This is a genomic window from Amantichitinum ursilacus, from assembly GCF_001294205.1.
Taxonomy (GTDB): Bacteria; Pseudomonadota; Gammaproteobacteria; order Burkholderiales; family Chitinibacteraceae; genus Amantichitinum; species Amantichitinum ursilacus.
Map to the genome: position 1 here is coordinate 66,438 of NZ_LAQT01000031.1, position 11,450 is coordinate 77,887.

At 59.5% G+C, this 11,450-nt stretch carries 9 protein-coding genes; 6 read left to right on the top strand and 3 right to left on the bottom strand.

What is annotated here, in order from left to right; genetic code table 11:
• Positions 1–10: 10 nt before the first annotated feature.
• Positions 11–628: a PAQR family membrane homeostasis protein TrhA gene (trhA, locus tag WG78_RS18245; RefSeq protein ID WP_053939268.1), complete on the bottom strand. Its 618-nt coding sequence runs from the start codon at positions 626–628 to the stop codon at positions 11–13.
• Positions 629–898: 270 nt separating this feature from the next.
• Between trhA and WG78_RS18250 the strand changes: the two genes are divergently transcribed.
• A complete protein-coding gene (locus WG78_RS18250; RefSeq protein ID WP_053939269.1) occupies positions 899–2,479 on the top strand; it encodes an ABC transporter substrate-binding protein in 1,581 nt (526 codons plus the stop codon).
• Between the two features lie 115 nt (positions 2,480–2,594).
• On the top strand, positions 2,595–2,894 hold the full coding sequence (locus tag WG78_RS18255) for an STAS domain-containing protein (RefSeq protein WP_053939270.1): 300 nt from the start codon (positions 2,595–2,597) through the stop codon (positions 2,892–2,894).
• 131 nt (positions 2,895–3,025) lie between these two features.
• Here WG78_RS18255 and ugpQ read toward each other — a convergent pair whose 3' ends face one another.
• The gene (gene ugpQ / locus WG78_RS18260) at positions 3,026–3,781 is read right to left on the bottom strand and encodes a glycerophosphodiester phosphodiesterase (RefSeq protein WP_053939271.1); all 756 of its coding nucleotides are present in this window, start codon (positions 3,779–3,781) and stop codon (positions 3,026–3,028) included.
• A 220-nt stretch (positions 3,782–4,001) separates the two neighbouring features.
• Here ugpQ and WG78_RS18265 point away from each other — a divergent pair, with 220 nt between their 5' ends.
• The 3 genes from WG78_RS18265 (at position 4,002) to WG78_RS18275 (ending at position 6,932) form a co-directional block, all read left to right on the top strand.
• On the top strand, positions 4,002–4,274 hold the full coding sequence (locus WG78_RS18265) for an oxidative damage protection protein (protein ID WP_053939272.1): 273 nt from the start codon (positions 4,002–4,004) through the stop codon (positions 4,272–4,274).
• A gap of 97 nt (positions 4,275–4,371) precedes the next feature.
• Positions 4,372–6,450, top strand: a complete 2,079-nt coding sequence (gene ppk1 / locus WG78_RS18270) for a polyphosphate kinase 1 (RefSeq protein ID WP_053939273.1) — start codon at positions 4,372–4,374, stop codon at positions 6,448–6,450.
• Positions 6,447–6,932 carry a SixA phosphatase family protein gene (locus WG78_RS18275; RefSeq protein ID WP_053939274.1) on the top strand — a complete coding sequence of 162 codons (486 nt, stop codon included), beginning with the start codon at positions 6,447–6,449 and terminating at the stop codon, positions 6,930–6,932. The genes ppk1 and WG78_RS18275 overlap by 4 nt, the downstream gene beginning before the upstream one ends.
• 52 nt (positions 6,933–6,984) lie before the next feature.
• On the opposite strand, the gene WG78_RS18280 is transcribed toward WG78_RS18275, so the two are convergent.
• Positions 6,985–9,060, bottom strand: coding sequence for a TonB-dependent siderophore receptor (locus tag WG78_RS18280; RefSeq protein WP_053939275.1), 2,076 nt, complete (start codon positions 9,058–9,060; stop codon positions 6,985–6,987).
• A gap of 288 nt (positions 9,061–9,348) precedes the next feature.
• Here WG78_RS18280 and WG78_RS18285 point away from each other — a divergent pair, with 288 nt between their 5' ends.
• Positions 9,349–11,130 carry a Kelch repeat-containing protein gene (locus WG78_RS18285; protein WP_053939276.1) on the top strand — a complete coding sequence of 594 codons (1,782 nt, stop codon included), beginning with the start codon at positions 9,349–9,351 and terminating at the stop codon, positions 11,128–11,130.
• Positions 11,131–11,450 lie beyond the last annotated feature (320 nt).

Sequence of the window (11,450 nt, forward strand, 5' to 3'; positions counted from 1 at the left end):
CGCAGGCGGCTTATTTAACGTAGCCAAAGATGCTGACGAATTGGCAGGCGCTGCCCGCCAGCACAAACAAATGCCAGATGCCGTGAAAGTGTTTGACCTTTTCGTCGAACAAAAAGAACACAATCCCCACCGTATACACCACGCCCCCGGCCGCTAACCAATACAAGCCTGCGGGCGGCAAGGCGGCCATCAGCGGTTTAAACGCAAACACCACCAGCCAGCCCATCAGCACATAGATCAGCATGGAAAACAGCCGCGTGCGTTTGCCGATCCACAATTCCTGCACGATACCGATGACGGCTAAAGCCCAGTTCACGCCAAATAAAGTCCAGCCCCAGGGTCCGCGCAATGTGACCAGCGCAAACGGCGTGTAGCTGCCGGCAATCAATAAATAAATAGCGCAATGATCCAGTCGTTGGAACACCGCTTTGGCCGGACCACGCAGGCTGTGGTACAGCGTCGAAATCGTATAAAGCAACACCAACGTCGCGCCGTAAATGGCGGTGCTGACGATTTTCCAGGCATCGCTATAAATGCTGGAATACACCACTAACACCACCAGGCCGATCACCGAAAGAATGGCGCCGACCAGGTGGCTATATCCGTTAAAACGTTCCCCGCGATACATACGTATCCTCAAAATCAAAACTCATAAACTGGCCACAACCTTACCTGTTTTGCCCGGCGCACTGGTGGTATTTATGCAGGATGAATAACGTGCATGCGGCCTTCCCGACGGGGCCCAGACGGCCCGCAAGCCGCATGGATGCGCCATCCGCCTACGTCCGCGCCAGCGTGTTCATGGCATATTCTTGTTCATAACCATTCTTTAGCGCCGCCGCAGTGCCAGGTTAGGCTACGCGGCTGTAATCAGAAACCGCCCCGGAGACACCCTCGCATGCGCACAACAACAATGATCGCGGCGCTGGCCGCCATGCTGCCGCTAACCGTGCTGGCCAAGCCGCTGGCAGTATGCACCGACGCCAATCCCGAAGGCTTTGACGTGGTGCAATATTATTCATTGGTCACCACCAACGCGTCGGCCGATGTGCTGTTTAACCGTCTGGTCGACTATGACGCCAGCGCCAGCAAGGTCGTTCCCAGCCTGGCCGAAAAATGGTCGGTTAGCGAAGACGGTCTTACCTACACCTTCAACCTGCGCCATAACGTGCAATTTGGCGCTACCGAATGGTTTAAACCCACGCGCGCGCTGAATGCCGATGACGTGGTGTTTACGTTTGAGCGCGTGCTCAATCCGCAGCATGCCTGGTTCAAAACCTCCGCCAATGGCTACCCTACGGTGCAATCCATGCAATTGCCCAAGCTGGTTAAAGGCGTGAAGAAGGTCGACGATTACACGATTCAGTTTCAACTTAATTACCCCGATGCAACGTTTTTGCAAACGCTGACCATGGGTTTTGCTTCGATCTATTCAGCCGAATATGCGGACAAACTCACGCCCGCCAAGGCCGCCGATTTCAATAGCAAACCCGTTGGCACCGGCCCGTTTGTATTGCGCTCGTTCCAGAAAGACGCCGTGATTCGCTATGACGCCAATCCCAATTACTTTGGGGGCAAAGCCAAAGCAGACAAGCTGATCTACGCGATTACGCCAGACGCCAATGTGCGGCTGCAGCGCATCAAAGCCAATGAATGTCAGGTGGCGTTGTCGCCCAAGCCGCTGGATGTGCAATCAGCGCGCGGCGACAAGAATCTGAAAGTGGTGGAAAACCACGCCTTTATGACCGCCTTCGTGGCGATCAATACCCAGCACAAGCCGCTGGATAATCCGCTGGTGCGCCAGGCCATTAATGCGGCGTTTGATAGCAATACCTATCTGAAAACCGTGTTTGAAGGCACGGCGCAAAATGCCAGCCGCCCATATCCGCCCAATACCTGGAGCTTTGCCAAAGACCTGGGCGATTACAAATACGATCCGGAAAAAGCCAAAGAACTGCTCAAGAAAGCCGGTCTGCCCAATGGCTTTGAAACCACCATCTGGACCCGTCCCACCGGCAGCACGCTTAATCCCAACCCGAAAGCGGGCGCCGAATTGCTGCAGACCGATCTGGCCAAAGTGGGCATTAAAGCCACCATCAAGACCATTGAATGGGGCGAGCTGATCAAACGCGGCAAAGCGGGCGAGCACGATTTGCTGTTTATGGGCTGGTCGGGCGATAACGGCGATCCGGATAACTTTCTCACCCCGCAATTCAGCTGCGCCGCAGTGCAATCAGGCACCAACTTTGGCCGCTTCTGCGATGCGCAACTGGACAAGCTGATTACCGACGGCAAGCGCACCAGCGATGTCGCGCAACGCACGAAGATGTACCACGACGCGCAAAAGATCATCTTTGAAGCCGCGCCGTGGGTGCCGCTGGCTTACCCGACGGCGTATGCGATTACGCGCGCCAATGTGTCGGGCTATAAGGTCAGCCCCTTTGGCCGCGTGGATTTCTTTGCGGTCAGCGCCGACTAAGCGTTAATCCCGCAATACCCCCGGAGCGGTCCTGGCTGTTGTAGTCAGGGCCGCGCGCCTACGCTTTGTTTGACGGCAACAAACAAAACCAACAGTGGCGGCAAGGGGGCTTGCGATGCAGATCGATTGGCATTTGGTGTCCAGCACGGTGGTGATCCGGCTGTTGGGCAATTTCACCGCCGCCGACCACCGCGACTTTAAACAGATGATGACGGCAGTGCTGGCTTTGCACGGCGTCAGCGATTTCTGCGTGGATCTGGCCGATGTGGATTATCTCGACTCGTCGGCACTGGGCTTGCTGTCGCAATTTCACGACCGGGCCGGGCGCCGGCCCATCAAGCTGACGCATTGCCACGGGCCGGTGAAAATGGTGTTAGTGATCGCCAATTATGAGAAGTTGTTTCAAATGGCTTAAGCCAACTCGGCGTTGTTGTACCTGAACCCAACCCTTAATGTGGAAGGCCAGGATTTCTGCGACTACAACCGGCTTGGGGTGGTGGGTCATGACCCACCGTATACGTTCAGCCCGACCATGCGCGGTGTGGGTTATATATCGCTGGCCATCGCCAAAGCCGCGGGCAAGCTTTCCAGCTCATCGGTAAACAGGCCGTCCACACCCCAATCGATCAACTGCTGCGCGCGGCGTTTGTCATTTACCGTATACGCCAGCACGCGATAGCCCGCCGCGTGGATGTCCGCCACGCGTTGCGCCGTCAGTATCTCGTGATTGCAATGCAACGACACCGCATCCAGCGCGCGCAAGCGTGTGCCCCAATCCTCCACCCACTCATGGATCAGCAAACCGCGCGGCAGATCCGGCGCGGCTTTGCGCGCGGCCAGCAAGGCCACTTCGCTGAATGACGACAGCAACGGCGGCGTGCGTTCGCGCTGCCAATAGCGCGCCGCCTCTTGCGCCACCTGCTTGCCGGTTTCCTGTTCGCGCCCCGGGCAGGGCTTGATTTCGACGTTGGCAAACATCAATTCGGTAATGCAGAAGCTAGCGATATCGCTAAAGCGCGGCACCGGCGTACCGGCAAATTCCACGCCTTTCCAGCTGCCAGCGTCGATGCCGTCCAGTTGCTCATAATCAAGCTCGGCCAACGCGCCTTCGCCGTTGCTGGTGCGTTCCAGCGTGTCGTCGTGGATCACAATGCTGACGTTGTCGGCGGTCAGCTTCACATCGAATTCGACGGCGGAAAAGCGCAGCGCCAGCGCCTTCTGCATCCCCGGCAAGGTATTTTCCGGGGCCAGATTGCCGCCGCCGCGGTGCGCGAATAATTTGGGATAAGGCCAGTGTTGCATGCATCTTTCTCCGGATAGATCGGTCGTACTTTGCCGCAACGCGGCCCGTGCCACAGCCCGGTTAGCAAGCCCGTGTATACTTGCAGGCTTACCCGAAACTGCATAGCGGCTGCACAAGTCAGCCCGACACGCAGATTTTGAGCATATTGCCTGATGGCATACAGCTGTCATGCTGCGGCAATATGGATGTCATTCAATCCCCGTTATTGTGAGAACACCAATGAGTCGAACCGTACACTGCGTCAAACTGGGCCGCGACGCCGAAGGCATGGATTTTCCGCCGCTGCCGGGCGAACTGGGTAAGCGTCTGTACGACAACGTGTCGAAAGAAGCATGGGCCGCCTGGATCAAGCATCAAACCATGCTGATCAACGAAAACCGCCTGAGCCTGGCCGATCCGCGCGCGCGTCAGTACCTGCAACAACAGCTTGAGAACTACTTCTTTGGTTCGGGCGCCGATGCCGTGCAAGGCTTCGTGCCGCCGCAACACTGATCCACGCCGCACACGCAACCGCGGGCCGCTTCCACACGGCCCGTTCGTATCGCGGGCTTGCCCGTGATGTGTCTCAACCCGCCATGCCGTGAAAACCATGATCTACAAACCCGCTGATAATCAATTAATGCTCAACCGCGAGCTGGGTCTACTGGAGTTCAACCGCCGCGTGCTGGCGCAGGCTGAAGACTCAAGCAACCCGCTGCTGGAACGTCTTAAATTTCTTTGCATCGTGTCTTCCAACCTCGACGAGTTCTTCGAGGTGCGCATGGCATGGCTCAAAGAAAACATGCACCACAACGCCACGCGTTTGCTGCCCGAAGGCATTACGCCGCAGCAAGCGTTCGAGTGGATTACGCGCGAAGCGCATGATCTGGTCGAGCGTCAGTACCACCTGTTTGGCCAGATGATCCTGCCGGCGCTGGCCGCCGAGGGCATCCACTTTTTCCGCCGTACTGTCTGGACCGACGCGCAACGCGAGTGGATCCGCGATTACTTCTTCCGCGAACTGATGCCGGTGCTGACGCCGATCGGGCTCGACCCGTCACATCCGTTTCCGCGCGTGCTGAACAAATCGCTCAACTTTATCGTCGAGCTGGAAGGCCGCGATGCGTTCGGGCGCAATTCCGGCATCGCCATTGTGCAAGCGCCGCGGATTCTGCCGCGCTTTGTCAAAATCCCGTCGGACGTCAGCGGCGTAGAACACGGCTTTGTGTTCCTGTCGTCGATTCTGCATGCGCACGTCGACGAGCTGTTTGCCGGCATGCAAGCCAAAGGCTGCTACCAGTTCCGCGTGACGCGCGATTCGGACGTGTCGGTGGACGATGACGACATCAAGGATTTGCGCGCGGCGCTGGAAGGCGAATTGTCGCAACGGCCGTTCGGCAATGCGGTGCGGCTGGAAGTGGCCGACAACTGCCCGATGCATCTGCAGGATTTTCTCAAAAGCCAGTTCCGCCTGGACGACGTCGATGTCTATCGCGTCAACGGCCCGGTGAACCTGGTGCGCCTGATGCAGGTGCCGGATCAGGTGGAACGCCCCGATCTGAAGTTCGAGCCGTTTATGCCCGGCATGCCGACCGAACTGCGCAAAAACCCCGATGTCTTTGCCGCCATCCGCCACGGCGACATCCTGCTGCACCACCCGTACCAGAGCTTTACCCCCGTCATCGACCTGCTGGCGCAAGCCGCGCTCGACCCGAGCGTGGTGGCCATCAAGATGACCGTGTACCGCACTGGTTCGGATTCGGCCTTGATGGATGCGCTGGTCGAAGCGGCGCGTCGCGGCAAAGAAGTGACCGCCGTGGTCGAGCTGATGGCGCGCTTTGACGAAGAAGCCAACATCAACTGGGCCGCCAAGCTGGAACGCGCCGGCGCGCACGTGGTGTACGGCGTGTACGGCTATAAGACTCACGCCAAGATGCTGCTGATTGTGCGGCGCGAAGAAGGCAAACTGCGCCGCTACGCCCACGTCGGCACCGGTAACTACCATCCGCGCACCGCCAAGCTGTATACCGACTTTGGCCTGATGACCACCAACGACGAAATCACCAGCGACGTGAACGACGTGTTCATGCAGCTGACCGGTCTGGGTCTGGCGGGCGATCATTATCAATTGTGGCAATCGCCGTTTACGCTGCAGCCCAACGTGCTGAAGGCGCTGGACCGCGAAATCAGCCATGCGCGCGCCGGCAAAAAAGCCGTGGTCATCGCCAAGATGAACGCGCTGCTGGAGCCCACCGTCATTGAAAAGCTGTACGAAGCCTCGCAAGCCGGTGTCACCATCCACTTGATCGTGCGCGGCGTGTGCGCGCTGCGGCCGGGCATACCGGGCGTGTCGGACAATATCCGCGTGCGCTCGATCATCGGTCGCTTTCTGGAACACCACCGCGTGTTCTATTTCTATAACGACGGCGCCGAAGATCTGTACTTGTCCTCGGCCGACTGGATGGGCCGCAATCTGTTCCGCCGGATCGAAATTGCCTTCCCGATCCTCGACCCGAAAATCAAGAAACGCGTCATCCGCGAAGGCCTGCGCCCGTTCCTGGTCGATAACGCGCAAGCGTGGGAAATGCAGTCCGACGGCCGTTATCGGCGCAAGAATGTGCGTGGCGGCAAGCGTCGTTCGGCGCAAGGCATGTTGCTGGCCGATCTGCAGGCGGGCCCGCGCACATGACACCGGGCGCTACGCTCGACCTGATTTTGTGGCGGCACGCCGAAGCCGATGATCATCACGATGATCTCAAGCGCGAGCTGACCCGCCATGGTCGACAACAGGCCGAGCGCACCGCCGCGTGGCTGGCCAGACAACTGGCTGGCCACAAACTGGCGGTGGTTACCAGCGAAGCGCGCCGGGCGCAGCAAACCGCCAGCGCGCTGACCGCCGATTTCCGCATCGATGCGCGCATCAACCCGGACGTCAGCAGCGTTAACGATTATCTACAAGCGGCGGGCTGGCCCAATCCGGCCAGCGACGTCACGCTACTGGTCGGCCATCAACCCACCATCGGCAGGTTGGTCAGCGTGTTGCTACATGGGGTGGAGCAGGATTTGCCGGTCAAGAAATCGTCGATCTGGTGGCTGCAACGCCGCGTGCGCGATGGCAATGTGCAATACGTGCTGAAGGCCAGTATCTCGCCGGATTTGCTGCCGGATTAAGCGCGCGGCCGCTGGCCCAACCCGAACTGGCGTCCGGGCCAGCACACCCAGCCTACAAATCCACCTTCATCGACAACATCGCCGTACGCGGCAGACCCACGCCCACGCGGCCGCCACCGGTGGCCGACCAGTAACGCTTGTTGGTCAGGTTCTCCACATTCAATTGCCATGCCGTGGCCTTGCCCAGCAGCCTGTGCTGATAACGCACGCCCGCACTGCCCAGGGTGTAGCCACCAATCCACGCCTGGTCCAGATCATTCACCGGCCGTGGCCCGGTGTAATAAGCGCCTGCATTCAAAGCCAGCCCAGGCAGCAGGTTAAGCTGGTATTGGCCAAACAAGCTGGCGGTATAACGCGCCGTGTTCTCGGGCACCTTGCCATTCATGGCCGCCGACGCGCCACGGAAGGCCGCCTTCAGGATTTGCCCCGAGGCCTGCAGCGAAAACTGTGGCAACAACTGGCCCTGCGCTGAAACCTCTATGCCCTGATTGCGCTCGTGGCCATCCTGCACAAAGGTGTTTTTGGTATTGAGATAACTGGCGACACGGTCGATATCAAAAATCGACACCGAATATTGCGTACCCACCGCCGGCACATAGCGCATGCCGATTTCCGCTTGCTTGGCCACCTCGGGCGCCAGCGCCACGGTGGCGTTGGTGGCGGTATCGGGCGCACGATCACCCTGCTCCAACCCTTCGGAATAAGACACATAGGTGGACCAGATCGGGGAGAACTTGTAGATGAGCGCAGCCGAAGGCGTAAAGCGGCGCGGGTTGTACCGATACTTGCCTTGTTCGCTGTCAAAACGCGTATAGCGCACGCCCGCGATGGCTTGCCACTGGTTGTTTAGCGTGACACGGTCCAGCGCATACACGCCCAGATCGGAAGAATGCAGCGCATCGGTGGTGCTGCTGCCGCTGGTGGGCAACCACGGCAACGCCACCGGATCGTAGAGATTCTGCTTGCCGCTAAAGCGATCCATCTTCGATGCGCCCTGATGCAGATTGGTCTGCTCGGCGCCCAGCGTGATTTCGTGTTGCACCGTGCCTAAGGTGTGGCTGCCGAATACTTCGGCCCGATACATCACATTGGTAAATTCCGCGTTGCGACGGTTGCCTGTTAACGTGCCTGCGCCGGTGACGATGTTGTAATTCTTGATTTCGGTAAACGCGCGATCCCGCTCCAGATGCGCCGCGCCGGTTTCCAGCGTCAGTATCCAGTCGGGGCTTAACGCATAATCGGCGCGCAGCAAACCCGAGCTTTGATGGCCATCGAATACCGCCCATTCCGGTGAAATGCGGCGCGTGGCATCGGGCAGGCGCGGCAAGGTGATGCGGCCATTCTTAGCCTTGGGCAGCGCAATGCTGGCTTGCTCCACAATCTGTTTGCGCGCGTATTCCAGATCGGCCTTCAGCGTTAACCGCTCCGAGGCTTTCCAGTCCAGCGCCGCGCTGACCATTTCTTTTTTGCCATGCACCCCGTCGGTGGGCGATTGCAAACTGCCGCCCGCCGCATTGATGCGCAGGCCAAATTGCTGCTGCTCCCCCAGACGCCGGCCCACATCCACGCTGCCCAACGTGCCGCCATGATCGGTCACGCTCACGCCCAGCGTGGCATTGGGCTTGGCGCCCGCGCGCCGCGTCACCAGATTGATCACGCCTGCGGGGCTGGTGTGGCCGTAATACAAGGCGGAGACGCCCTTCAGCACTTCCAGCCGTTCGATATTGTCGAGCGGAATTTCCATCAGGTTAAACAGCGGCAAAGATCCGTTCAGACGAAAGTTGGTGCTGTTATTCACCCGCACACCGCGTATCGCCAGGTTATCAAACACCTCGCCCGGCAATTGCTGCCGCGTTACGCCCGCGGTATTGCGCAAGGCGTCGTAAAAAGTCGAATCGGCCTGCGCATCCAGCACGGCGCGGTTGATGACATTGACCGTGGCGGGCACATCAACAATAGCCTGATCGCGAAACGTACCCACGCCCACGGTAGAGGCATTAAACGTCGCGTCCGGGCCGGCTGTAACCAACACTTCGGCCAGCGTGGGCGCAGGTTTAACCGGGTCGTCCGCCCAAGCGGAGAGAGGAGCAAAAGTGGAAAACGTAACCAACAGCAGGCGGTACTTCATGGCAGCGAATCATCCGTAGTTGCAAATGAGAATCGCTGCTAATACTGTGCGACGAAGTGATTGCCGTCAGCAAGTAATTCCGGGTAATAGTTGCCGAAGGCAATTTAAATAATGAGAACTGGGCGCTCGCTTTCGGCCCTGCACGCGGTGCGCGAATTCGGTATCAACGCCACACAACGTTACGTTGGTCTTACGTACCACCCCTCGCATTCGTATGATGTGTGGCCGCCAAAAGCGGCCAACGGCCCGGCATTCACGAGGCCGATCATAACGAACAGGGATTTTGATATGGGCATGATGCGATTTGCGCTGGGCGCTGCGTTAGTCAGCGCGTTAGCGGCGTGTGGGGGCGGTGGGGGTGGAGATTCGGGCGCGGCCAATGGGTCCAGCGGTGCAGGTGCGACCAGCTATCGCCTGGGCGGCACGGCCACCGGATTATCAGGTGGCGCGGTCAGCGTAAGCAGCAACGGGCAGACCATTACGGTGCCCGATGGCGCGGACCAGTTTGCGTTTCCGCAAAATGTAGCCAATGGCGCGGTTTATAACCTGGTCATTCAGAGCCAGACGCCGGGATTGCTATGCAGCATCAGCCATGCCAGCGGCACGATCAACAACGCGGACGCCTATGGCGCGATCATCAGTTGCGATCATGCCGTTGGGGGCTCGGTGGCCGGCCTGACCAGCAGCGGCTTGCAACTGGCTGATGGCGATAACACTGTGGACGTTGCCGCCAATGCCAGCAGCTTTTTCTTTGGCAATGCCAAGGCAGCCGGCAGTGCCTATTCGATTTACGTCAAAACCCAGCCCGCAGCGCAAACCTGCGTAGTAGCGCAAGGCGACGGCACCATGGGCAGCCGGCCCATTTCCGATGTCGCAGTCACGTGCACCGATACCCTGCATGACAGTTGGGCGTTGATGAGCGATCCGCACGACATCGGCGGTATCTATACGCAGCGCTACGGCGCCAACGTCGCGGTCGACGCCCAAGGCAACGCATGGGTGTTTGGCGGCAACGGCGACGTATCAATTTTTTCATACAACACGTACAACGACGTGTGGCGCTTTGACGGCAAGACCTGGACCCAGGTCATGATTAATTTTCCGGAGCCCGCCGGCAACTATACGCGGCCAGCTACCCGTACCGAGGCGGTGACCTGGATCGACAAACAGAACCACTTGTGGGTGTTTGGCGGTATGGAAAGCCTGGGTACCAATTATGCGGGCTATGTGGTCGACAACGATATGTGGCGACTGGACGGCACAACCTGGACGCGCATTGTGCAGCCCACCACCGTATCGATGGGCACCCAAGGCGTCGCCGCCGCCACCAACCTGCCCCCCGCGCGTACTCGTGCGCAACATTGGCAAGACAAGGCCGGCAATATCTGGATTTATGGCGGCTCCAACGAGCGCGGTCAGCCGCTGGAAGACCTGTGGAAATTCGACGGCACCAACTGGACCTGGATGGGTGGCTCGCAAGACATCAATACCGCCCCGGTGTACGGCCAGCAAGGCGTAGCCGACGCCAGCAACTGGCCGGGCGGACGCTACCACGCCAGCACCTGGATCGACCGCGCCGGCAACCTGTGCCTGTACGGCGGCGTGCAATATGGCGGCTACACGGCCGCCATGTGGTGCTTCAACGGCACCGCCTGGACATGGAGCGGCAATAGCACCTATGACACCGCACCGGTGTATGGCCAGCAAGGCATCGCCGCCGCTAGCAACAACCCCGGTGGCCGCGCCGGCGCCGCCACCTGGCGCGACCGCGATGGCAATATCTGGCTGTACGGCGGCGCCCGCGACATCAATGGCGAAATTCAATACCAGAACGATATGTGGCGTTTCGACGGCAAACTGTGGACGTGGGTCAGCGGCGCACAAACCCCGCTACAACCCAGCATCCAGGGCGCACTGGGCCAGTTCAGCACCGGCTATACCATGGGTCAGCGCAGTGCGCCGACCACTTGGATAGACACATCCGGCCGCTTCTGGGCACTGGGCGGCATCACGTTGTACAACCACAGTTTTGCGGAAGTCGAAACCGACCTCTGGGCCTACCAGCCTTGATACCGGCTGCCCCAGCTGCGGCTGGGGCAGTCATGGCCACAGCCGCGTTGGGCAGGAAGGATTGCCGGTGCCGCCCGGCGACTGTGAGTTACAGCGCGGCGGCGCAGGCAAGCAGTAAAACCCGGTTCGTCAGAAAAAACGCAAGCCCGCACGCCCCACCGCAACAGCGAAACGCATTGCGCGCCCCCATCCAGGAACAGCGGTCCCAGGCAAACAGACGGTTTATCCGCAATGCCTCGGAGCGATTATGGCGCGGGCAATCTGCGGGCCGCCGGCGCGGAGTAACCGGAGCGTACGTTCGGTACGTGAGGATTGCGAGC

Coding starts and splice junctions, on each gene's coding strand:
- ppk1 (WP_053939273.1), top strand. CDS start 4,372: ATGATCTACAAACCCGCTGATAATCAATTAATGCTCAACCGCGAGCTG.
- WG78_RS18280 (WP_053939275.1), bottom strand. CDS start 9,060: ATGAAGTACCGCCTGCTGTTGGTTACGTTTTCCACTTTTGCTCCTCTC.
- WG78_RS18285 (WP_053939276.1), top strand. CDS start 9,349: ATGGGCATGATGCGATTTGCGCTGGGCGCTGCGTTAGTCAGCGCGTTA.
- ugpQ (WP_053939271.1), bottom strand. CDS start 3,781: ATGCAACACTGGCCTTATCCCAAATTATTCGCGCACCGCGGCGGCGGC.
- trhA (WP_053939268.1), bottom strand. CDS start 628: ATGTATCGCGGGGAACGTTTTAACGGATATAGCCACCTGGTCGGCGCC.
- WG78_RS18275 (WP_053939274.1), top strand. CDS start 6,447: ATGACACCGGGCGCTACGCTCGACCTGATTTTGTGGCGGCACGCCGAA.
- WG78_RS18265 (WP_053939272.1), top strand. CDS start 4,002: ATGAGTCGAACCGTACACTGCGTCAAACTGGGCCGCGACGCCGAAGGC.
- WG78_RS18250 (WP_053939269.1), top strand. CDS start 899: ATGCGCACAACAACAATGATCGCGGCGCTGGCCGCCATGCTGCCGCTA.
- WG78_RS18255 (WP_053939270.1), top strand. CDS start 2,595: ATGCAGATCGATTGGCATTTGGTGTCCAGCACGGTGGTGATCCGGCTG.